This window comes from Desulfosporosinus metallidurans, assembly GCF_001936615.1.
GTDB classification, from domain to species: Bacteria; Bacillota; Desulfitobacteriia; order Desulfitobacteriales; family Desulfitobacteriaceae; genus Desulfosporosinus; species Desulfosporosinus metallidurans.
Map to the genome: position 1 here is coordinate 53,172 of NZ_MLBF01000008.1, position 23,048 is coordinate 76,219.

Here is a 23,048-nt window from a genome sequence, read left to right on the forward strand (position 1 = left end):
GTATAAAGAAAACTTGGCTAGCGCCAAGCCTCGGCGAAGGCGGTCGCCTTAGTTGCTCTGCCACCTGAAATTAATACTTTCTGATTGGTACAAAAAATGGGCCTTCGGTATTGAAGGCCCATTTTTTCGTACTAATTAAGTTTCGTGATCTTTACGCCACAGACTTTATACTCATACGTTTTTGTGACTTTATCATACGCCCCATTGGTTAAAACGTTCGTTGGAGATTCATCATAGTGAAGGGTCATAAAGACCATTCCGAGAGGCACCCGTTCGGTGAGTTTGATCTTTGTTTCCAGTTCTCCTCGGCGGGATGCCACTTTGACGACTTCGCCGTCTTCGAGTCCGAGCTGTTTTCCATCCAATGGATTAATCTCCGCCAACTCTTCTGGAGAATAGCTTACTAGGGCTTCTGAATTTTGTGTAAACACATTATAAAGGGAAAGTTTACGCCCCGTATTGAGTAAGAAGGGATACTCTTCATCCGGTTGTTCCCCAGGTAACTGGTGGTCGATCGGAACAAAGAGCCCTTTGCCCCGGTTGAACTTCCCTTCATGTAAGAACTTGGTCCCAGGATGTTCAGCATGCGGCACTGGCCATTGCAAGCCTTGAGTACCTAGACGCGCATGGGTGATTCCGGCAAATTGAGGGGTAAGTTTCGCCACTTCTTGCATAACTTCTTCCGAGGACGAATATACGAATGGGTAACCCATGCGGGTAGCCAGTTCGCAAATGATATCCCCATCAACCTTAGCGTTTCCAATAGGCTTGATGGCTTGATTAACCATTTGCACCCTGCGTTCCGTATTCGTGAAGGTACCCGTCTTCTCTGCAAAACTAGCCCCTGGTAATACGACATCGGCCAATTTAGCCGTTTCAGACATAAAGATCTCTTGCACAACAAGGAAATCAAGGGCCTGAAGGCCTTTACGCACATGGTTCGCATCGGCATCTGTAATCACGGGATCTTCCCCCAAAACATACAAGGCGCGAAGATTTTTGCTCACGGCCGCGTCGAACATATCCGGAATCATAAATCCTGGATTAGGGTCTAGGGAGACGCCCCAAGCCGCTTCAAATTTCGACCGTACTTCTGGACTTGCAACCTGTTGGTAACCGGGGTAAACATTGGGCAGTGCTCCCATGTCGCAGGCGCCTTGGACATTATTTTGGCCGCGCAAGGGGTTAACCCCAGAACTCTCCTTACCCAAATTACCCGTAAGCATGGCTAGATTTGCCAAACTCATGACGTTATCCGTGCCACAAGTGTGCTCTGTAATCCCTAAGGTATAGAAGATCTCTGCCCGTTCTGCAGTCGCATAGATTCTAGCAGCTTCCACGAGCTGCTCGACGGGAACTCCGGTTATTTTACTAACCACTTCGGGAGGGAATTTTTGAATAGCTTCTCGGAATTCCTCAAACCCTTCCGTACGTTCTTCAATGAAAGCACGGTCTTCCCAACCGTTGGCAAGAATAATGTTCATAATCCCGTTGATCAGAGCAATATCTGTTCCCGGACGAAGCCTCAACCAAAGATCTGAACACTCAGCAAGGTTAATGCCCCGAGGATCCACTACAATCAGCTTGGCCCCATTGGCTAACGCTTGCTTCATTTTGGTTCCAATCACAGGATGAGCTTCTGTCGCGTTTGAACCAATCACAAACATAACTTTGGTATATGGAATTTCATTAATGGAATTTGTCATCGCTCCCGAGCCAAATGAAGTGGCCAGACCGGCCACAGTGGGAGCGTGTCAGGTCCTAGCGCAGTGATCGACATTATTGGTACCGATCACCGCGCGCATGAATTTTTGCATTAAATAATTTTCTTCGTTGGTGCAATGGGCAGAACTTAACGCAGCAAGGGAATTCGGGCCATAGGTATTCTTAATTTCGCTAAACTTTGAGGCCACTAAATCTAAAGCCTCATCCCATTCTGCTGGGACTAAAACCCCATCTTTTCGAATCAGAGGGGTCGTCAAACGTTTGGGACTATGAATCATATCCATCCCAAACCGCCCTTTGACACATAAGGCCTTACCATTGACCGGTGCTTCTGGATTTGAAGTCACGCCAATGACTTTACCGTCTTTCACATTTAGGTCAAAGTTACATCCAACCCCACAAAATGGGCATGTTGTTTGGACTTTCGACACTTCCCAGGGACGTCCTTTACCGACCATTTTCTTTTCGGTCAAGGCACCTACCGGACAGACCGAGACACATGAACCGCAGAAATCACAATCTGATTCGTGATAGGGAAGATTAAAGGCCGGGCCCACTTGGGCATCAAATCCACGGAATGAAAAGTCTAGAATGCTTTTTCCCTGAACTTCACTACAAGCTTTGATACATTTCCCACACAAGATACATTTATTAGGATCTCTTAAAATAAAAGGATTTCCTTCGTCAATTGGAAGGTTACGGCGCTCACCCTTATAAAGTTCTCCCGTGGCACCGTACTCATAGGCATACTCAGCCAAAGAGCAATTTCCCATTTTTTGACATGTCATGCAATCTAAGGGATGATTCGCTACCAAAAGTTCAAGAATCGTTTTTCGCGCAGCCCGAACTTTAGGATTTTGGGTTTGTACCACCATGCCCTGGGTTGTTTGCGTGACACATGACGGGGGAAGATTGCGCATCCCTTCGATTTGAACGACACACAAACGGCAGGCGCCTGAAGGGGTAAGCTCCGGGTCATGACACAAAGTGGGAATCGGAATATTATTCATACGACAGGCTTCTAGCACGGTCGTTCCCTTCGGAACAACGACTTCACGCCCATCAATTGTTAGTGTAATCAATTCAAAGTGCCTCCTCTCAGTTTATCGGTTAGGACTAGTTTAAGCGCGAGTAACCGCATCAAACTTACACTTTTCTAAACAGGTTCCGCATTTGATGCAAGCAGCTTCATCAATCTTATACGGTGTTTTCTTATCCCCTGAAATGCAGCCAACCGGACAGTTCTTGGCACAAAGTCCGCATTTCTTGCATTTTTCCTCATCAATTGAATAAGTGAGTAAGGCAGAACAAACATGTGCTGGACATTTATGCTCAAGAATATGTGCTTCAAATTCGCTCCTGAAGTACTTAAGCGTGGCCAACACAGGATTTGGTGAGTTTTGCCCCAGTCCACAAAGCGAAGTCTCTTTTATGACCAAGGCGAGATTCTCCAGCGTATCGAGGTCTTCTAATTTCCCCTCTCCTTTTGTGATCCGATCCAGGATGTCCCACATCCGCTTGTTCCCTTCCCGGCAGGGAGTACATTTACCGCAGGACTCTTTTTGGGAAAAGTCTAAGAAAAAGCGCGCAATATCCACCATGCAAGTGGTTTCATCCATGACAACCAGACCACCCGAGCCAACCATAGCTCCTGCTTTGGTCAAGGTGTCATAATCCACTTCAAGGTCAAGCATTTCATCGGGTAAACAACCGCCCGAAGGGCCACCAATCTGCACCGCTTTAAAGGCCTTACCATTTTGAATTCCGCCCCCGATATCAAAGAGAATATCACGGAGAGTGGTGCCCATGGGAACCTCTACCAGGCCCGTATTGTTGATTTTCCCAGTCAGAGCAAAAATTTTCGTCCCTTTACTCTTTTCTGTTCCGTATTGGGTATACCAGTCGGCACCATTTTTCAAAATGTGAGGAACACTGGACCACGTTTCCACGTTATTAATATTCGTGGGTTTTCCCCATAAGCCACTCTGGGCAGGAAATGGCGGACGAACCGTTGGCATTCCGCGCCTTCCTTCAATGGATGCCATAAGCGCGGTTTCTTCGCCACAGACAAAAGCACCTGCTCCAGCCCTAATTCGAAGACGGAAATTAAACCCGGAATTCAAGATGTTTTCGCCTAGGTAACCCGCTGCTTCCGCTTGAGCTATCGCAATTTCCATATGTTTAATGGCGAGTGGATATTCCGCACGGCAGTAAACATACCCTTCGTCAGCACCGATAGCAAAAGCACCGATTAACATGCCCTCGATGACAGAATGAGGGTCCCCTTCTAGGACACCACGATCCATAAAAGCCCCGGGATCTCCCTCGTCAGCATTACAGATGATGTATTTTTTATCGCCCGGAGAGTTCCGACAAAAGCCCCATTTAAGCCCAGTCGGAAACCCTGCTCCTCCTCGTCCACGAAGTCCGGCTTTCTTGACCTCCTCAACGACTTCATCAGGCGACATCTTTAGCGCATTTGCTAAACCCTTATAACCATCTCGTTCAACATAATCCTCGATCCGTTCAGGGTCAATAAAACCACAATTCTTTAAAACAACACGCACTTGCTTCGCGAAAAAATTGGCGTTAGCAAATGTGGTCGCAGGGCTTTTGGTGAGAGGATCTGTGTAGAGAAGCCGCTCTACACGCTTCCCTTCCTTAAGGTCTTGAGCTACAATTTCAGGAATATCCTCAGGCTTTACAAGCGTATACAGTGTTTGTTGCGGTTCAATAATTAGGGTCGGTCCCTGTTCACAAAAGCCGTGGCATCCTGTTGATACAATACTTACAGAATCCTGAAGGCCTTGGCGTATTACTTCGTCCTGCAAAACGTCAATAATTTTGTGTGCACCAGATGAGGCGCACCCCGTCCCCGCACAGACGAGAATCCGTTGGTTTTCTGCCATCCCTTTATCCCCCTACTCGTATTTGGCTAATATTCCTGCAAGACTCTCAGGTGATAATCGTCCATGAACCTCATTATTGATCGATATCACCGGTGCAAGGCCACAGGCTCCAATGCATGCCACAATTTCCAAAGTATAGCGCCCATCTTCCGTCGTCGCTCCATCTTTAATGTTTAAGGATTTTTCCATAGTTTCCAATATCTTGGCTCCTCCACGCACATGGCAAGCCGTCCCCAAACACACATTGATTAAATTTCGTCCAACAGGTGTTAAGCGAAACTGGGAATAAAACGTAACCACACCATAGATCTTAGCAAGTGGTATCCGCATTGCTTTACTAATGTACTTAAGCACATGAGCTGGCAAATATCCATAAACTCCTTGAGCTTCTTGCAAGATTGGAATGAGAGGTCCATTCTCATTTCGATACCTGCTAATGATTTCATCCAATTTGATTTGCTTCGGGTCCACTAAATTTTCACATGCGATGCCCAAATGAATCCCCCCCTATTGAATTCCTAACGTTCTAAAATCGTAAACATCGTTCTCTGTGATCAACATCGTCATTTTGGCATCGTGCTTGTCAACCGGTACCTGTGCAATAACTTGACATTCAAAACAAAGAGCCACTCTTGGTGTTAAGGGATTTAGCCGCATAAAGAAGCGATCATAAAAGCCACCACCATACCCTAAACGATCTCCTGAAAGGTCAAACCCTGCACCGGGCACGATAATCAAATCAATTTCAGATGGATCTGTTTCCCCTTTATTCAGCTTAGGTTCGCGAATTCCCCAAACTCCTGGTTCAATATCTTCTGTAAGGTCTCCTACTTCGATGGGAAGAAGTAGGCCATGGGATGCACAACGCGGTAATATCAGCTTTTTGTTGAGCGCTATCGTCGCCTCCGCTAAAGCCGTAGTCTCTACTTCATCGCGGAAGTTAAGAAATAACATGACAACTTGAGCCTGTTGGAACTCTGGCAAATTCTGAATTTTTTGCTGAATAATTCTGCTTTTGGTCTCTCTCTCTTCCTCTCCCAAAGCGGCTCTCTGCAATAAACATGATTTGCGTACTTCGGCCTTTAAAGACTGTTTTGCCTCATTCATGTCAGTACAACCCCTTTGGTAAAATCTCATGCTTATTAAAAGATTCGCTCAATAGGGGGAAATTCCTTCTCTGGTTTTTAAAGAATTTTGTATTATTTTGTGAGAAATGAGAACACACAATGATATCCACATTTGAAATCTTGGCATTCCGCCTTTTCCCTAGGTTATCCACACTATCCACAGGCTCTGTGGGTAACTTTATCCAAAGTGCTTTAAATAAGTCAAAAACCTAAAAACCGCTTCAATGACTTATCTACAGACTTATCCACATTATCCACAGGTTGGCCTTATCCACAGGACGTACGCTCCCTCCTCCAGCAAAGTAATTTTGGGATACTAAAAAGCGAGGAAATCCACTTCCTCGCTTTGTCTAGTATCTTTCGTCCTAATTTGTCAAGGCTGGTATAGTACCCTAAAGGCTCATCTAGCAGCAACCTCACTCCCAAACCAAAGCCCCGAGCTTGAACGGCCAATTCGGTTCTGCACCGTCCTAACGCTTGCACACACAGACGATGCACATGAAATGTGCCGTCCACCCAAACGCTCCATTTCCACGTTCTCCATTCCCCGACCCGAGCCACGGAAGCAAGAGAACCGTCCCTTCGCTTCCGTTCCCAGACCCCAGCCCGGGACGCAGTGTGACACGAGCGCGACGTATTTACGTAAGCAGACTAGCAAACTTCCGTTAAAGCGACCGACCCCAAATACGGGGCAGTGCACAGGGAGGTGCACTGCCGCCAACTGCGCCAAGGAGGGCGCAGTTGGCGGGAACCCCGCTCCCCAAAGCCGGGAGCTTGAACGGTTAGTTTGCTCTGCGTCGTAACACCGAGCGCTGTGTCACACAAGTCCCTCACACAAGCCCCAGCCCAGGAACGGCATTAAGAGTCCAAGGAGCGTAATCTCCAGCTAAATAATGATAATACCCTGCCACCGCAATCATTGCCCCGTTATCCGTACAAAAGAGAGGGGGCGGAGAAACTAGACGGACACTCCGTTCCGCCAAGGTCTGAGCTAAGGTTTCACGCAACAAACGATTCGCCGCAACACCACCCGCCAGCAGAAGCGTCTTTACTCCGGTCTGGTCAATAGCCATCAACGCTTTCCGAACTAGTACGTCTACAATCGCTTGTTGAAAAGAGGCTGCAAGATCCGGTACGCGGAGGGTTTCTCCCCGCATATGTGCGGAATTCAAGGTGTTTAAGACAGCCGACTTCATGCCACTAAAGCTAAAATCCAAGCTTGTCGGTTCTAACATAGCCCTAGGGAACTTAAACGCTTGCGCATCCCCCTCCTGAGCTACTTTTTGAATTTGAGGCCCACCTGGATAACCTAAACCCAAAGTTCGAGCCACTTTATCCAATGCCTCGCCAGCAGCATCATCCCGTGTCTGCCCTAGCACTTGGTACTGTCCGTGGGCTTCAAATAAGATTAAATGGGTATGTCCTCCTGAAACCAATAAAGACAAAAATGGAAATTCAATATCCTGATGATGCAAAAAGTTGGCATAGATATGCCCTTCCAAGTGATTAATACCAAGCAGCGGAATTCCGGCTGCGTAGGCCATAGCCTTCGCTCCAGAAACTCCCACTAAAAGAGATCCTACCAGCCCAGGACCATGGGTCACCGCAATAGCCGATAAATTGGAAAAGCCGACCTTTGCCTCATCTAAAGCTTGCTGGACAACCGGTTGAAGATGAAGACTGTGTTCGCGCGAAGCGATTTCGGGCACAACTCCACCATATTTTTGATGCGTCGCAATCTGAGACGAAATGACATGACTACGCAAATCCGTTCCGTCAACCAAAATGGCCGCTGAAGTCTCATCACAACTCGTTTCAATCCCTAAAATGATAACCTGGTCTTTCTGGCTACCTGTCACAACACATTCACATCCATTCCCAATTCCACCCACATAATTAACGCATCCTCCTGGGTGTCTGCATAATACCCTTTCCGAACCCCAGCAGTGGTGAAACCTAATCTCTTATATAAAGACTGTGCCTGGCTGTTTGAAGTCCGAACTTCGAGCGTCATCCGTTCCATGCCCTGCTCTACCATTCTGTCCATCATGGAACGCATGAGATACTCGCCCCAATGTTGCCCACGATAGTCTGGAGCAATGGCGATGTTGGTGATATGCCCTTCATCAAGGATAAACCAAAGTCCCATGTACCCGATAACCTGACCCTCTAACTCTAGGCAAAGATAACGAGCGTACTCGTTGTCTTTAAGTTCCGCCTTAAAAGCCTGTAAAGACCAAGGAGTGGAGAAAGAGGCACGCTCGATTTCCAGGATGGCTTGGAGATCGTCCATCTGCATGGGACGCACAATCCCTTTACTCATGCCCCTTATGCCCTTCTTTCTTACGGGCTTCCTCTTTTTTGGCCCAGTTGACCTCCGCTTCCGAAAAACGAATGTAGTACGGTTGAACCCGTTCACCTACGCCCGTTTCTTGCCATCGTTGCCAAACCTCACGTACGGCATAGGCACCCCTTGGCAAACTCATATACTCTGGCAAAATCACAGTTTTCTCACCCAAAACCTCTACAATTCGCCCCTTAGCCTTTGTCACTGCATCCCCAACAAAACAAATCGGACGCTCCAAACCCTTCAAATATTCCAGCCATTGATCTGTGGGCAAAGCCTGAGGAGGGGTTAAACACTCTGCCTTCTCTTCCCCTCTCGTCCAATGATAACGCGCCGTGTACCATTCATTTTTACGCGCGTCCAGAATAGGAACAATGTCTTCTGTTCTCCCCAGCCCTGCCCAGGCTAAGGCATCGAGAGACACTACGCCAATAAGCGGAAGGTTTAGCACTTGGGCCAATCCCTGGGCGGTCGCAATTCCGATCCGAATTCCAGTAAACGAACCCGGTCCTCGCACCACCCCGATCATGCTTAACTCCTGAAGTGTCCAAGCCGAGGCTGTAAGTAATTGCTCAAGCATCGGAATAAGACGCTCTGAGTGAGTCTTTGTGGTATGTAAAAAACCCTCAGCAATAAGCCTTCCGTCTTCCGCTAAGGCCACCGCTGTCACTTTTGTTGTCGTATCTATCGTTAAATATTTCATCGGACCTCCGAACCTTTCCATCTCGTTTAAATAGTTATAATTCATCTACTTCCAAGACTCCCCAACCGGCCTCGATGTTCAGCTTTAGCCGAATGAGTTCACTGCTGCCAAATAACTTAAGTCAAGCCATAACTTTTAAACGTTGCTCCCAATCACGTTCTCGAGCGCGAAAGATAATCTCACGTGGAGATTCTCCGCTCCCAAGGATCTCCACTTCTAAGCGATCTTCTGGTAAATAATCTTCCGCAATTTGGGGCCATTCAATTAAACAGATGGCATCCTCTACGAATGCATCTTCAACTCCGATCACTTCCACCTCTTCAGGACGTTGAAGTCGGTATAAATCCATGTGAATCAAGCGGGCTTTGACCCCTGTTCCCGTAAGTTGCCCTAAATACTCATGTTGCAAAGTGAACGTTGGGCTGGTCATGGGGCCTTTGACACCTAACGCTTCGCCGACCCCTTGTGCAAAGGCCGTTTTTCCTGCACCCAGATCCCCTATTAAAGACACGACATCTCCACCCTGCAAATGCCTACCCAATCGATTTCCCCACTCTCGAGTTTGCTCAGCTGTTATACTCGTAACTCTGTATTCCATGCTTGTCTGGTTAAGAAAACTTGGACAAACTTTAACCGTTTCCTTTCTTAATAAGTTTTTTTATATGCTCCAAGTTTTTAACGCACATCTCAATGTATCTCTAAAAAACATTCTTACAGCAACCCGATCGATACTCTTTTTGACAACTCGTGGGATACACTTCTGAATTTGATATCCTTAACAGGGAAATATTATAATGTTATAGATAATGTAACCTGTTTAGGTGAAAAATATAGGGAATGTGCTCAATGTGCGATAATCGGACCTCGTACTTCACACCTCGAAGCTCGATTAAGCACTCTCCATCAGTGGTGGAAGATTCGTTCTGCCAAAACTATTCGTGCCCCAGACTCCTAAAATAATTAGGGTTATCCCCACAGCCTGAAGCCAACCAAACTGCTCTCCCCGAAAAACCACACCCGAAAAAACCGACACAACCGTAACAAGATTTAAGATAGGTGCTGTTTGGGAAGCTGGCAGTTTTGCATACATATAATTAGAGAGGAAAAACGCAAGAACTGACGATATAATTCCCAAATAGAAGATCGCTTCTACCACACTCGCCAATTGAAGCGGTTTAAAGTAAGCCGAGATAGATCCTTCGATTGCGCTTTGGCCTACTCCTAGCACATTAAAGATCACAGTCCCTGCCCACATCATAATAAAGGTGATCTCTAGGGGAGCAAACGTCCTAGAGGAGTGCCTTGCAAGAATACTGTACGCACTGGCTGACAAAACAGCCACGAGAAGAGCAAGAATTCCCCAAAGATGTTCACCGACCTGAAAGCTTCCTTGAGCAGATACAATTAATATCACACCAAACACTGAGGCCAAAATCGAAAGGACCTGCTTTGAATTAAGTCTTTCTTTAAGAAAAACCGCAGCCATGACTGCAATTGCTACTGGAACCAAAGCAATAACCATACCCGCCTCAGAGGCAGAAGTCCACTTGACTCCCCAAGTCTCCCCTAAAAAGTAAATTCCCGGTTGAAAAAGTGCTAGGAGAACTAATGAGAAAATAGGTTTTCCTTTGAGGTCAATGCGGATCACGCCAATCAACTTTAACACCGTGAGCAGAAGCGCTGCGACCCCGAAACGAAAACCAAGCAGCTGGAGGGGAAACGTATGGTTTAAGGTCTCCTTAGTAAATAAAAAGGAGAAACCCCAGATCACCGCCATGCCGATTCCAGCAAGGATGGGCAGGCTTGAAGATGATTTAGAACTCATACGCTCATTCACCCGCCCTGGGTTCTGGATTTACAATTTTGCCGTCAATAATGACATAAAGCGGTCGGGCCGTGATGACAAAGGGATGTTCACTCCAGATGACAATATCCGCGTCTTTCCCCACCTCCAGAGATCCTATGCGCTCAGACACCCCCAAGATTTCTGCGGGATTAATGGTAATAGCCTTAAGTGCATCCTCCATGTCCATCCCTGCTTTGCACGCTAAAGCCGCACAGAGTGGAAGCTGTTCAATCGGGGTGACGGAATGATCGGTCATGATGGCTACTTTTACCCCTGCTTTGGCTAATATACCTGGCGTTTTAAAGGATTTATCCTTAAGCTCAATTTTGGCACGGTTTGTCAGCAAAGGCCCTACAACGGCGGGGTACCCCAACTCCGCGAGCTCCTCCGCAATTTTATGTCCTTCTGTACAATGTTCAATAACGAGATCGACCTCGAATTCTTGTGCAATACGGATGGCCGTCATAATATCATCCGCACGATGGGCATGGGCTCGCAGAGGAATTTCATGGTTAATTACCCGTACAAGGGTTTCTAAGCCCAAATCCCGCTCCGGGATCTTATCTGGGTCCGTTTTTCCTTCTTCCAATTTATCTCGGTAAACCTGCGCATCCACTAAGGCCTGTCGAAGGAGCGCAGCCGTTCCCATCCTGGTCATGGGCATTTTCTTTTGTTCGCCGTAAACCGACTTGGGGTTTTCTCCGAACGCCACTTTCAAACCAGCAGGATCACGGACAATCATCTTATCCACAATTTTCCCAGCTGTCTTCATGACTACCCCTGTTCCCCCAATGACATTTGCACTCCCAGGCCCCGTAAATACCGCCGTCACTCCACCCAAACGAGCGTCACGGAAACCCTCATCTTCCGGGTTAATTCCATCAATCGCCCGCATGTCCGGTGTCACAGGATCTGTCATTTCATTAAAGTCTTCCCCTTCCCACCGGTAAATCTCTTCGCCGATACCCACATGGCAATGCGCATCAATAAACCCGGGCAATACGAGACACCCCACAGCATCGATCACAAGTGCATCCGCCGGAACATCTATGTCCAATGTTTCTCCGAGCGCCGTAATTTTTGTTCCCTCGATCAAAACCCCTCCCACAAATTCACGTCCAGCCATCGTTTTAATCGTTCCGTTCTTTATAAAGAGCTTCCTCATTGCCTTGTTCACTTTGACTCCTCCAGTTTAATAATAAAATTCCACCTAGAACTAGGCCTCCGCCAATCCATTGATCCCCTGTGGGAAACTCATTCAGGAAAACAGCTGCCAGAATAAACGTCATGGGTAACTCAAAGGTACTGAGAATGGCCGCTTTATCTGAACCCAGCCGATTGATCCCCACCAAAACCATATAGAACGGTATGATCGAGGCAACCGTAGCCAGCAAGAGCCCTATTTTCCATGTTTGAGCATCCTGCCAAGGAATACTCATAATGTCCCCCTTTAAGATAAACAACAGCACTATAGCGCAAACCCATTGAGAATAACACATCGCGACTAAAGGGGATACCTTCGCTAAGACTAATTCCCCAACAATATTAAAGGAGGCGTAAGCCATGGCTCCAGCCAAACCAAGGATGATACCGACCCAAGCAACTCCACTTACTCCCGAAAAGATTCCGCTTGCCAAGGTCGTTCCTGCCAAGGTTAAGAGGAAGGCCACCATCTCTTTTCGCCCCACCTTTTTGTGCCATATCATCACTCCGGCTACTAACACCAACGCCGGATAGAGATAAAGAAGTAAAATTGCCACAGAAACCGGCAGAAACTGAAGGGAATAAGCGTATAATAGGCTAGTTCCCAAGGTCCCGACCACCCCTTGAACGACCAAAAGCTCCAACGCATGAAGCGTGACCTTAAATATCTCACGTTTAAAAACCACAGCAAAGATAAGAAGAAGTAGTGACGATATCCAAGATTGTAGGACAATAACTTGGATCGGACCCAGACCAAGTTGGAACGCCCCTTTAACTAGTATCGACATCAAGGCATAGCCCGTCCCTGCTGCTAGGACAGCGCCAACCCCCTGCAAACGCCTCTTTTGAACGTACTGCACGTAAGATGACCCTCTTTCCATTTGCTTATTATAACAGACTCTTATCTTTATCACAGCACGGAATTAAAGGGGTCCTGAATTCCCATGCGTGCCCTCTGTCACAGTTTACTGGTCCGACTGAATACAATAGTTATGGCAAACGCAACTTTGAGGAGTGAAAAAGATATGAGGATTTTAAAACAAGGCATGCGCGGTTCAGATGTTGCTGAAGTTCAAACTCGTTTAAAAATCTGGGGATATAATCCAGGTCCCGTTGACGGGATCTTTGGTGGCATGACTTTGAATGCAGTAATCCAATTTCAAACCGCTCGTGGGCTAAAGCCCGATGGAATTGTAGGCCCTATTACTTATAATGAATTGCAAAAAAGTCCGTCCTCGCCTGGAACGATACCCTACGTTATTAAGTCTGGGGATACCTTCTATTCGTTAGCCCAAACTTATGGAATTTCGCTGGCAAGTTTAATCGCTGCAAACCCTGGGGTTGACCCGAACAAGCTGTACATTGGGCAACAAATTCGAATTCCACAGACTGCCCGCAAACGATCCGTTGCAGGATGGATTCCTTACTGGCTTCAAGATGAAGCCTTCGCCGTGATTCAAAAGAACTCAGACCTCTTTACCACTATATCTCCCTTTTGGTATGAACTTACGGCAGAAGGAGACCTAACTGTCTTTCCGAATGGTGAAGACCCTAAAATCATTAGCTTCGCTAAAAATCACGGGATTGAATTTATTCCTCTGATTGCCAATAGTTACAACAGTCAGCCCGTATCCACCGTCCTCAATGACCCCGCTCTCCGCCAAAAGCACATCCGGAATATTGTCAATAAAGTATCTCAAATGGGCTACGACGGAATCGAAATTGATTATGAAAATCTCCTAGTGACAGACAAAGAGGTCTTTGTACTCTTCTTGCGTGAGTTGAAAGCTGCCTTAAGTGGCATTAACAAAAAAGTTGTAGCTACTCTAATGGCTAAGACAGCCCCCACAGGTACTACGAGTGGCGCAACTGCCCATGACTATTATGGCATAGGGCAAGTCGTTGATATTGTCCGAATCATGACTTACGACTATAGCTGGGAAACACCCGGACCTATTGCTCCTGCGGATTGGGTAAAACAAGTGCTCACCTACGCTGTCACGGTTATTCCTCGGGAAAAGTTGGAAGCCGGATTACCCACCTATGGTTACGATTGGGGAACGGGAAGAACAGGAATCTCCTATCAAGATGCCATAAACATCGCTAAAACGTACAATGTCCAAATCATTGAAGACCGTCAGAACGGTCCTCATTACAAGTACACCGACAATAATGGTACCCCCCATGAAGTATGGTTTATCAATGCCCGTAACTTCAAGACACTCCTGGAAATCGTTAACCAGTTAAACCTGCGAGGAATCTCTCTCTGGCATCCAGGAAATGACGACCCCGCCATCTATGATGTCATCCGAAATAGTTGATTTCCTTTAAACACGCATGGAAAGACTCACACGTTCTCTCGCCTTATCAATACCCAACACACGCACTTTAACTATATCCCCCACAGCGACCGCTTCCATGGGGTGTTTGATAAACTTGTCGCTCAGTTGAGAAATATGCACAAGCCCATCGTGTTTAACACCTATGTCCACAAACGCTCCAAAATCCACGACATTGCGCACAGTTCCCTCTAAGACCATACCTTCGTTGAGATCCTCCATATGAGTGACATCTCGCCGTAATAACGGTCGTGGCAAGTCCTCCCGAGGATCTCTGCCTGGTCTTTGTAGGGCATCCAAAATGTCGCGAACAGTAGGAACTCCAGCCCCAAACTCTTCAGCCAGCTCTTCAGGTACTAATAGAGCGAGCTTTTTGCGCACTTCAGCGAGGTGATTCCGCAAATCCCCAGGCGTGTTGCCCACCTTTTTTAAGATGTCTTCAGCCAGGGAATAGGATTCCGGATGGACTGGCGTGTTTTCCAGAGGATTAACGCCATCCGGGAGACGAATAAATCCTGCACACTGAATATAGGTTTGCGCTCCAAGCCGCGGAATTTTCTTAAGTTGATCACGTCGGCTGAATTTCCCATGTTCATCCCGCCAAGTTACGATGTTTTTGGCAACCGCTGGCTTCAACCCAGCCACGTATTGAAGCAAAGAAGCCGAGGCGGTGTTTAAATCGACACCTACAACATTAACACAAGATTCCACGACCCCATGCAGAGATTCTTCTAATCGCTTAGGCTGTACATCGTGCTGATATTGACCCACCCCAACCGCTTTCGGTTCAATCTTCACCAGTTCTGCCAAGGGATCTTGAAGCCGCCTGGCGATGGACACGGCACTCCGTAAGGAAAGATCAAACTCCGGAAATTCTTCGCCTGCCAATTTTGAAGCGGAATACACGGACGCCCCAGCTTCACTTACTAAGATAAACTCGGTAGCAAGCCCGTCCTCCCGAATCATCTCAGCCACAACTTCTTCCGTTTCCCTGGAGGCTGTCCCATTTCCGATGGCTATGATATTGGCATCAAACTCAGCAATGGCCTTCCGCAAGATATCCTTGGCTTCTTCTCGTTTGTTCTTTCCCGTATGTGGATAGATAACCCCAACCTTAAGGAGCTTTCCTGTCTCATCCACGACCGCCCACTTACACCCTGTCCTGAATCCGGGATCAAGCCCTAAAACCATTTTCCCTCGAACTGGTGGCTGAAGTAAAAGCTGTCGAAGGTTGGCCGCAAACACTTTTATGGCTTGTTCTTCCGCTTGAGCGGAAAGTTCAGCTCGAATTTCCCGTTCAATCGAAGGTTCGATCAATCGTTTATAGGCATCAAGAGCCGCCTTCTGAACAAAAGGAGCACAAGGGCCCGTTTTGACATAAAGCCGTTCAATAATTCGCTCTAGAGTTTCTAAGGGAGCTTCAATTTTCACAGATAAAAACTCTTCTTTTTCTCCGCGATTCAGAGCTAAAATTCGATGGGGAGGAATCTTGCGGACAGGTTCCTTATAATCATAATACATCTCAAAGGAGGACCGTTCTTGGGCTTTCTTCGCCACTGCAGAGGCCACCACATCCGCAATGCGCAAGGTCTCTTCCCTGATTCGTTTGCGAAGAATGGCATCATCCGCGATGGTTTCCGCGATAATATCCATCGCTCCCGACAAAGCTTCCTCCGTTGAATTCACATCTAACTCCGCATTGATATATCGTTCTGCTTCTGCTTGAGGATTCGCTCTAACTCCAGAATATTGAGTCAACAGCCACGTTGCCAAAGGCTCTAGTCCCTTTTCTTTAGCAATGGTTGCCCGCGTGCGACGTTTCTGTTTATAGGGTCGGTAGAGATCTTCGACATCTTGAAGCACCGTTGCCGCCGTAATTTGAGCCGACAGTTCTTCGGTCAGCTTCCCCTGTTCATCAATCAGACGCACGACTTCTGTTTTCCGCTGATCCAAACGCCGCAAATAGTCTAAACGCTCCACAATGTCGCGTAGCACATTTTCATCGAGTTCTCCGGTTGCTTCTTTACGATAGCGGGCAATAAAAGGGATGGTATTTCCCCCATCCAATAAGTTAACTGCTTCTTTGACTTGGGTTATCTTTAGACCAAGTTCCTTGGCAATGACTTGAGTAAATTCCAAAGGTAGTTACCTCCCTAGATCCTATTGCAAATCGCCTAAACCTATTGCAATTAGTATACCATTCTTAGCCGACCGAAGAAACTAATCTTGTATATATTACCATCTCGCAATTCATTGATGATATTCTTCTTTAGCCACTCTCCATTGTTCACGCGCTCTGTTGACAATTTTCTGTTCATCTTTGGCATCTTTATGTTGAATGACTTTAGAAAAGTACAAAATAGCCTTTTGATATTGCCCTAAGCGACGGCTCAGCTCTCCAATCATGAACAGAACGTTTAATTCAGACATGGATGTGCCCGTGAAATCCGAATGAACAAACGATTCTTCATAGGCGTTAAGTGCGGAAGCTAGAAAACGGCTTTCTTGTTCCGGCATTTTTTCGGCCCGATACAGCCATGCAAGACGTAAGCAAAGTCCTGCCAGAACGGCATTTTTTTCTTTTTTGAGGGACCCTGCTAAGATAGCCAGTTTATAGGATTCCAAAGCCTGTTGAATGTCCCTTACCTCACCAAAATTTCGTTTTGTCCAGTGTTTTGTAATGTTCGAGTGAATGACCTCTCTAGACCCTAAGGGGAACTGATCTGAAAACTCTTCTGAAAAAGCGAAACCACACTCTGAACAAACATTGACAAAATAAAAGTGAGGATTATAATTCCCCTCCCGATAATGTGGGCAAAAATCACTATCTATTTGATAAGGGATCGAAAACCGGGAACGCACTTTTAGAGTAGTAAACGGCTTGCCACAAAAAACGCACACCATTTTTTTCTTATAAAAAGGATCAATTGATGACATAAGATTTCCCCCCAATGGAATATTAGCGCAAAAGGCATAAACCTTCTGGTTAATGCCTTTTGCTAATTCTTCGTATCTTTACCCTTATGTTAGGCATCTACTTAGAACATTAAAGCTTAAACATGGTTACACTACCCTGAAAATCCGTTGCCATTTGGGCCAGAGAGGTAGCCGATCTGCGAATTTCCTCCATAGAAGCGCTCTGCTCCTCTGTGCCCGCAGCTACATTTTCTAGGCTACCAGCTATTTCCTTTGGAATATTTGCAACCTCCATGATTGATAAAACAATTGCCTCTGTACTGCTGCCAACCTTCTCCACCACTTCAGAAACTGCCTGTGCCTGTTTCGAAAAGTCGTTGACTCCCTGCAAAATGTCTTGGAACGCTTCCCCAGCTGAGTTAACCATAGTAATACCGTCTTGAACAGCAGAGGTACCATCATTCATTGTCCGAACTGCTTTCGTGGTTTCCTTTTGAATCTCGCCAACCAACTCACTAATCTTTCCGGCTGCGTCACTGGACTGTTCTGCAAGTTTGCGCACTTCGTCTGCAACCACTGCAAACCCTCTTCCCTGCTCTCCAGCCCGTGCAGCTTCAATTGCAGCATTCAGGGCAAGGAGATTAGTTTGAGCAGCAATGTTTGTTATCAATGCCACGATTTGACCAATTTCCCCGGATTTTACCCCTAGGCTATTCACTACATCTGCAGCCTCAGTCACTTTACTACTAATCGCTTGCATCTCATCAACGGCTTTTCTCACAACACTATTTCCATTGGAAGCCTTCTCTGAGGTAGCAAGTGATCCTGTCGTCACCTTTTGGATATCGTTAGTGATCGTCTGCATATGCACAGAAACTAATTGGGCCGACTGTACAGTAGCATCTACCCCCGTGAGTTTCTGTTGAACGCCGTCAGACACTTCCTGAATGGAATCAGCGATTTGTTCTGTTGTCCTGCTGCCCTCATCGGCACTGGCGGTCAGTTCCTCAGCAGAGGCGGCTAATTGCTGAGAACTGTTCACAATTCCCTCAATAATTCCCTTGAAATTCCCTATCATCGTGTTTAGGTTTCCAGTCATCTGGCCGAACTCATCTTTCGATCGAACCACAATGCTTTTACTAAGATCCCCCTGTACAATATCTGTCGCAAACTGGTTGACAGTTTTAATATTGTTAACAATATAACGGCTATAAAAGAGAAGAACGACACCTATGACAACGATTGCTAAACCAAAAATCGTGAGCATCCTGTATAACAATGTATTTAATGGGGCTAATAAATCAGCCTCCGAAACGTCTATGGCCAACGTCCAGCCGAATCCCGGAACCGGTGCATAATACACCCTTCTATTTCCTTCTCTAGAATAGGTAAACATTCCTTCTTTGCCATTGAACATAGTTTTGGCGGCATCACTCAAGCTTTTGTTAGGATCTTCCGTGATCTTACCCTTCATCACTTTTGTTTGATCTGGATTTGCGAGAAATTGCCCCTCTCTATTTAGCAGGTAGACATCAGCTTTGATATTCAAATGAATATCACGGATTAGTTTCTGCAGAGTCACAAAATCAAGGTCTCCGGTCGCAACTCCCACGAAATTTCCTTGCTCATCGTGTAATGGCACGCAGGCTGTGAGCATTGTAACCTTTGTCACTGCATCGAAGTAGGGATCCGTCCAGACAATCTTCTCTTTCGAATTCTTGCCAGTTTTATACCAATCTTGATTAGGATAGTCATACTTCTCGTTACTATATTCATCCGTAAAAACTACCTTGTCTTTGTCTTTATAAGCATAGGGTCCAAAGTATTTAACGTCTTTTTTGTAGGCATAGGGCTCAAAAAACAGGCCCGTTCCAAAGGTTACATCCCCAGTTTCGACAGTTTTCACAAGCAGATTAGAATACTGCTCTGGGCTAAGGCTAGCACTAGCGGAGTTTGCCGTTGTAGCAATTCCTTCAACCAAAGTTCCATGTTCAGTTAGTTGTTTCTCGATATCCTTTATTGTTCCCTGTAACTTAGCACTCATCTTATTTTGGATCTCATCGCTCAACAGTGATTGGGAATATTTATAACTAATTGCCGTCATGACCACTAATGTGACAATTATTAAGGGTAAAATAGTAAGCATTGTTTTACCACGAACACTAGAAACATTAAACAATCTCTTGAACATAACATCATCTCCTCTCAAATTAAAAGCCCTCGCATGTAACCCTTCGTTTCGCGTCCTTGATAACTCATTGTTTGAACCCTCTATCAGCCTCCACTCCATCCTATATAGAGAACCTGGCTGACGCCAAGCCTTAGTTGCATAACTTATACTTTCTGACGGGAGAACAAAAAATATCTATCTACCGAACCTTCAGCAGATAGACATTTGTCATGTACGTTTCTGCAACCCGGCTATCTTTGATAGACATTCTGTACTATCCTAAGACCCGTGGCTTTGCGTCTCAATCTCTCGATAGATTTGCCCCTTATGATTTTGTGTACTAGTATAATTGTAATGCAAAGGCCAAAAAATAGTCATCGTCTATGCTAATAATCACCTATATTGAGGTATCATTCTACAAAAATCCCGTTTTTCCTTCAATTTTAAAAAAATTCATAAGGCTAGCCAAGTACACATAAGCAGTTTTATCTAGGACCCTTTTCAGCAATTATTATTTAGTCTCGACAATGGATTCTCCATAATGTAAAAGTTTAAGGTCCTGTGATAGCCATACCGCCGTCAAAACGGCAGAAGCAAAATCCGAAACCGGACTAGCTAACCAAACACCCGATAATCCCCAAAATTTCGGCAAAATCCAAATCATGGGGACCAGAAAAATAAGCTGACGAGACAAACTCAAAAATAACGATTTTCGTGGCTTACCCGTTGCTTGAAAATAACCCACGACAGTCACTTGGAAACCGATGATTGGTAGCATCATCAAATATATACGCATTCCACTTGCTCCGATACGGACGAGCTCAGGATCTGTGCTGAAAAGGGACATCAATGCCGCGGGAAATAACTCGACGATTAAGAAGCCAAAAATCATCACACCAGTGGCACCGATCACCGCTAATTTCAAAGCCTGTTTAACTCTATCATATCTTCTTGCTCCGTAGTTGAACCCTAGGATTGGTTGAACCCCTTGTCCGATCCCAAAGATCGGCATGAAGATAAGCATGGTAATGCTCGTAATTACTCCCATTGCCGCAATTGATAAATCCCCACCGTGGATAGCTAAAGCATTATTTAAGAACACAGTTACAAAACTGCCCACTAACTGCATAGCAAACGGAGAAAGCCCGATACCCAATATGTCTTTGACTAAAATCCATTCCGGCTGGAGATTCCGTAACCTGAGTTTAAGCATCGCTTTATTCCCCAAGAAGTAATACATGACCCAAGCAGCTGTAACGAACTGAGAAATTACAGTGGCGAGAGCGGAACCCGCCACGCCAATATGTAAACCAAAGATAAATATAGGATTGAGAATTGTATTTAATACTGCTCCCAAAATCATAGTGTACATGGCGATTCTCGGGTTTCCTTCTGCCCTGATAAAATTATTCATTCCAAACCCGATCGATTGAAAAACAGCTCCCCCTAGAAGGACACTAATATATTGTTTGGCGTAAGGTAGAACCTCTGAACTCGCCCCAAGGCCCACCAAAAGAGGATCCATAAAAAGGTAACCCAATAGGGTAATGATCAACGAAATCCCAACAAGCAGACTAAACGCATTGCCGACAATCCGTTCAGCCTCTTCTCTTTTCTGCTGACCCAACCGTATGGAAATTACAGAGGTCGCGCCAATTCCGATTAACATCCCAAAGGCCATGATGGCTAATGTAATAGGAAAGCTGATTGCAATCCCCGAAAGTGCCAATGACCCGACTCCTCGACCCACAAAAATTCTATCAACGATGTTATATAGACCATTCACCAGCATTCCGATAATTGCCGGTACAGAATAACTAAGTAGAAGTTTTCCAATCTTTTCTTCTCCAAGTTGTTGGGAACGAATCATCCTATCTCTCCTTTATGCTATATAGCCATTTATTGGACATGACATATTTTCTTATTATATCAGAATTATGTTAATTTTATAGAAGCGATTTCCTATCACAAGCGTACGTATTAAGGCTAGCGCATCAAAAACTGCTGAATTCGCCGTACTGCTTCTTGAAGGACACATTCATTTTGAACCATCGCTATCCTCACATACCCTTCACCATGCTCTCCGAAAGCCACTCCAGGCACAACAATCACACCGGCTTCTCGAGCTAAATCCATCGCAAAGGATACTGAGTCTTGTTCTGTAGGAACGGGCGCCCAGATAAACATCGAACCTTGAGGAATTGGCATTTTCCAACCCACTAAGGCACAACCCTCAATCAAGAGGTCCCGCCGTCTCTGATAAGCGCACCGATTTTCTTCAATCGAGTCCTGCTCAGAGCTTAGTGCATAAGCCCCAGCAGCCATTACTGGACCAAATACTCCATAATCAATATTCGATTTGAGTTGAGAGAGATTCCGTATAGCTTCCGCATTTCCTACGACAAATCCTAACCGTGCGCCAGCTAAATTGTATGTCTTGGAAACTGAATGGAATTCAATGCCGACTTCTTTTGCCCCTGGTGCCTGTAAGAAACTTACAGGTCTGTAACCCTCAAATGCTAATTCAGAATACGCTGCATCATGACAGATGAGAAGATCATACTCTTTGGCAAACTCCACAACCTCTTCAAAAAATGAAAGTGGCGCTACTGCTGCAGTGGGGTTATTAGGATAATTCAAAAACAACAGTTTTGCCTTGCGGGCTAAATTCGGATCAATTTGCCGCAGATCTGGTAAAAAACCGTTCTCCTCTAATAGCGGAACTGCAACTTTCTCCCCACCCGCAAGCAAAAGACCCGCTGTATAAATTGGATATCCCGGATCAGGAATCAGCGCTAGATCCCCAGGATCTATATAGGCTAGGAAAATGTGGGCCAGCCCATCCTGAGAGCCCATTAGAGGCAATACCTCAGTTTCAGGATCCAAGGTAACCCCAAATCGTTCTTGATACCACTCTGCGCAAGCGCTGCGAAAGTTCTCCGTTCCACGAGTTAGGGTATATCCATATTGGGTACCATCAAGTACCGCCTGACTGAGAATCTTACGAATTTCCACCGCTGGGGCCTGATCTGGACTCCCGATACTCAGATTGATTAAGTGCTTTCCCGCTCTCTCTAGTTCTCTTTTCAAATTATCCATTTCGGTGAAAACTGACGCTCCTAAACCTTCTAAACGTTTTGATGGCATAATCTCACTCCGTTCTCCTTATCCCCAGTCTCTTCTGCTCTAGCCTTGTTTCTTCCTTTCTCACTGGGCCTTGTCAATCACTATGTACCTTATTTTATCACGTATAACTGCAGATCATAAGGTTTTTCTGAGTCATTGGTAAAAGATACAAGCTCCCTTACCCTCTTAAATGTAACCCTTTCTTACGTACAATTAAGAAAAGGCCTTTCGCAGATTACTAAGGAGGAACCACAAATTGAGAGAACTAAAATTTAGGGTTTGGGACAAGGTTAAGGAGAAAATGTTAAAACCACAAGCTATAAGTTTTGATACACAGAGTTCAGTTCCATTTGCAGTGAGTGTACCCGGTCGATCATGGGAACCGATCGGGAAATTCGAATTACTTCAGTGGAGTGGTCTTACTGATCAAAACGGATTGGAAGTGTATGAAGGCGATTTAGTCAAACTCTCCTCAATCATTTATAAAGTCATTTGGAATAAAACACTAGTGACTTTCGAACTAGAAGAACTAGGGACTTCCTCAAAACGTGATATTAGCGAGGTAACATGGGGCAGTATTATAGGTAATGAATTTCAAAATGCACCATTTCATCCTGAAACATCCTTGTTCTGAGTT

19 protein-coding genes and 1 riboswitch are annotated in these 23,048 nt (G+C 45.7%); of the genes, 2 read left to right on the forward strand and 17 right to left on the reverse strand.

The window, feature by feature from the left end:
* Positions 1–131: 131 nt before the first annotated feature.
* The 12 genes from fdhF to DSOL_RS07555 all read right to left on the reverse strand — a co-directional run bounded on the left by fdhF (position 132) and on the right by DSOL_RS07555 (position 12,720).
* Positions 132–2,807 carry a formate dehydrogenase subunit alpha gene (gene fdhF, locus DSOL_RS26700; RefSeq protein WP_083642369.1) on the reverse strand — a complete coding sequence of 892 codons (2,676 nt, stop codon included), beginning with the start codon at positions 2,805–2,807 and terminating at the stop codon, positions 132–134.
* A 39-nt stretch (positions 2,808–2,846) separates the two neighbouring features.
* The gene (gene nuoF / locus DSOL_RS07510; RefSeq protein ID WP_075364250.1) at positions 2,847–4,634 is read right to left on the reverse strand and encodes an NADH-quinone oxidoreductase subunit NuoF; all 1,788 of its coding nucleotides are present in this window, start codon (positions 4,632–4,634) and stop codon (positions 2,847–2,849) included.
* 12 nt (positions 4,635–4,646) lie between these two features.
* Positions 4,647–5,129 (reverse strand): NADH-quinone oxidoreductase subunit NuoE, encoded by a 483-nt coding sequence (nuoE, locus tag DSOL_RS07515; protein WP_075364251.1) that lies wholly within the window; start codon positions 5,127–5,129, stop codon positions 4,647–4,649.
* Between the two features lie 12 nt (positions 5,130–5,141).
* Entirely contained in the window at positions 5,142–5,741 is a 600-nt protein-coding gene (locus DSOL_RS07520; RefSeq protein WP_075364252.1) for a 5-formyltetrahydrofolate cyclo-ligase, read from the reverse strand.
* Between the two features lie 287 nt (positions 5,742–6,028).
* Positions 6,029–6,277, reverse strand: a complete 249-nt coding sequence (locus tag DSOL_RS27900; protein ID WP_170871464.1) for a hypothetical protein — start codon at positions 6,275–6,277, stop codon at positions 6,029–6,031.
* Between the two features lie 314 nt (positions 6,278–6,591).
* Positions 6,592–7,620, reverse strand: coding sequence for a tRNA (adenosine(37)-N6)-threonylcarbamoyltransferase complex transferase subunit TsaD (tsaD, locus tag DSOL_RS07525; RefSeq protein WP_075364324.1), 1,029 nt, complete (start codon positions 7,618–7,620; stop codon positions 6,592–6,594).
* Positions 7,617–8,084, reverse strand: coding sequence for a ribosomal protein S18-alanine N-acetyltransferase (gene rimI, locus DSOL_RS07530; RefSeq protein WP_075364253.1), 468 nt, complete (start codon positions 8,082–8,084; stop codon positions 7,617–7,619). Before rimI ends, tsaD begins: the two co-directional genes overlap by 4 nt.
* Positions 8,077–8,811 (reverse strand): tRNA (adenosine(37)-N6)-threonylcarbamoyltransferase complex dimerization subunit type 1 TsaB, encoded by a 735-nt coding sequence (tsaB, locus tag DSOL_RS07535; protein ID WP_075364325.1) that lies wholly within the window; start codon positions 8,809–8,811, stop codon positions 8,077–8,079. Before tsaB ends, rimI begins: the two co-directional genes overlap by 8 nt.
* A 121-nt stretch (positions 8,812–8,932) precedes the next feature.
* A complete protein-coding gene (tsaE, locus tag DSOL_RS07540) occupies positions 8,933–9,409 on the reverse strand; it encodes a tRNA (adenosine(37)-N6)-threonylcarbamoyltransferase complex ATPase subunit type 1 TsaE (RefSeq protein ID WP_075364254.1) in 477 nt (158 codons plus the stop codon).
* A gap of 291 nt (positions 9,410–9,700) precedes the next feature.
* Entirely contained in the window at positions 9,701–10,636 is a 936-nt protein-coding gene (locus tag DSOL_RS07545) for a DMT family transporter (protein WP_075364255.1), read from the reverse strand.
* 4 nt (positions 10,637–10,640) lie between these two features.
* Positions 10,641–11,822, reverse strand: coding sequence for an amidohydrolase (locus DSOL_RS07550; protein ID WP_075364326.1), 1,182 nt, complete (start codon positions 11,820–11,822; stop codon positions 10,641–10,643).
* On the reverse strand, positions 11,788–12,720 hold the full coding sequence (locus tag DSOL_RS07555; protein WP_075364256.1) for a DMT family transporter: 933 nt from the start codon (positions 12,718–12,720) through the stop codon (positions 11,788–11,790). Before DSOL_RS07555 ends, DSOL_RS07550 begins: the two co-directional genes overlap by 35 nt.
* Before the next feature lie 165 nt (positions 12,721–12,885).
* Between DSOL_RS07555 and DSOL_RS07560 the strand changes: the two genes are divergently transcribed.
* Positions 12,886–14,181, forward strand: coding sequence for a glycosyl hydrolase family 18 protein (locus tag DSOL_RS07560; protein WP_075364257.1), 1,296 nt, complete (start codon positions 12,886–12,888; stop codon positions 14,179–14,181).
* A gap of 6 nt (positions 14,182–14,187) precedes the next feature.
* Here the strand turns inward: DSOL_RS07560 and DSOL_RS07565 are convergent, their stop codons facing one another.
* The 5 genes from DSOL_RS07565 to DSOL_RS07585 form a co-directional block, all read right to left on the reverse strand.
* Entirely contained in the window at positions 14,188–16,338 is a 2,151-nt protein-coding gene (locus DSOL_RS07565; protein WP_075364258.1) for a Tex family protein, read from the reverse strand.
* Between the two features lie 111 nt (positions 16,339–16,449).
* Positions 16,450–17,136 carry a DUF2225 domain-containing protein gene (locus DSOL_RS07570; RefSeq protein WP_075364259.1) on the reverse strand — a complete coding sequence of 229 codons (687 nt, stop codon included), beginning with the start codon at positions 17,134–17,136 and terminating at the stop codon, positions 16,450–16,452.
* A gap of 109 nt (positions 17,137–17,245) precedes the next feature.
* Positions 17,246–19,306 carry a methyl-accepting chemotaxis protein gene (locus tag DSOL_RS07575; RefSeq protein ID WP_075364260.1) on the reverse strand — a complete coding sequence of 687 codons (2,061 nt, stop codon included), beginning with the start codon at positions 19,304–19,306 and terminating at the stop codon, positions 17,246–17,248.
* 217 nt (positions 19,307–19,523) lie between these two features.
* A riboswitch (cyclic di-GMP riboswitch) is annotated at positions 19,524–19,618 on the reverse strand.
* Between the two features lie 178 nt (positions 19,619–19,796).
* Entirely contained in the window at positions 19,797–21,155 is a 1,359-nt protein-coding gene (locus tag DSOL_RS07580; RefSeq protein ID WP_075364261.1) for an MATE family efflux transporter, read from the reverse strand.
* A gap of 116 nt (positions 21,156–21,271) precedes the next feature.
* Positions 21,272–22,432: an aminotransferase class I/II-fold pyridoxal phosphate-dependent enzyme gene (locus DSOL_RS07585; RefSeq protein ID WP_075364262.1), complete on the reverse strand. Its 1,161-nt coding sequence runs from the start codon at positions 22,430–22,432 to the stop codon at positions 21,272–21,274.
* 235 nt (positions 22,433–22,667) lie between these two features.
* Between DSOL_RS07585 and DSOL_RS07590 the strand changes: the two genes are divergently transcribed.
* A complete protein-coding gene (locus DSOL_RS07590) occupies positions 22,668–23,045 on the forward strand; it encodes a YopX family protein (protein ID WP_075364263.1) in 378 nt (125 codons plus the stop codon).
* The last annotated feature ends 3 nt before the right edge of the window (positions 23,046–23,048 follow it).

What these genes read in the sequence shown, in the direction of transcription:
- DSOL_RS07520 (WP_075364252.1), bottom strand. Translation starts at nt 5,741, where the DNA reads ATGAATGAGGCAAAACAGTCTTTAAAGGCCGAAGTACGCAAATCATGT.
- DSOL_RS07560 (WP_075364257.1), top strand. Translation starts at nt 12,886, where the DNA reads ATGAGGATTTTAAAACAAGGCATGCGCGGTTCAGATGTTGCTGAAGTT.
- tsaE (WP_075364254.1), bottom strand. Translation starts at nt 9,409, where the DNA reads ATGGAATACAGAGTTACGAGTATAACAGCTGAGCAAACTCGAGAGTGG.
- DSOL_RS07575 (WP_075364260.1), bottom strand. Translation starts at nt 19,306, where the DNA reads ATGTTCAAGAGATTGTTTAATGTTTCTAGTGTTCGTGGTAAAACAATG.
- tsaB (WP_075364325.1), bottom strand. Translation starts at nt 8,811, where the DNA reads ATGAAATATTTAACGATAGATACGACAACAAAAGTGACAGCGGTGGCC.
- rimI (WP_075364253.1), bottom strand. Translation starts at nt 8,084, where the DNA reads ATGAGTAAAGGGATTGTGCGTCCCATGCAGATGGACGATCTCCAAGCC.
- nuoF (WP_075364250.1), bottom strand. Translation starts at nt 4,634, where the DNA reads ATGGCAGAAAACCAACGGATTCTCGTCTGTGCGGGGACGGGGTGCGCC.
- DSOL_RS07580 (WP_075364261.1), bottom strand. Translation starts at nt 21,155, where the DNA reads ATGATTCGTTCCCAACAACTTGGAGAAGAAAAGATTGGAAAACTTCTA.
- DSOL_RS07585 (WP_075364262.1), bottom strand. Translation starts at nt 22,432, where the DNA reads ATGCCATCAAAACGTTTAGAAGGTTTAGGAGCGTCAGTTTTCACCGAA.
- DSOL_RS07545 (WP_075364255.1), bottom strand. Translation starts at nt 10,636, where the DNA reads ATGAGTTCTAAATCATCTTCAAGCCTGCCCATCCTTGCTGGAATCGGC.
- DSOL_RS07550 (WP_075364326.1), bottom strand. Translation starts at nt 11,822, where the DNA reads ATGAGGAAGCTCTTTATAAAGAACGGAACGATTAAAACGATGGCTGGA.
- DSOL_RS07570 (WP_075364259.1), bottom strand. Translation starts at nt 17,136, where the DNA reads ATGTCATCAATTGATCCTTTTTATAAGAAAAAAATGGTGTGCGTTTTT.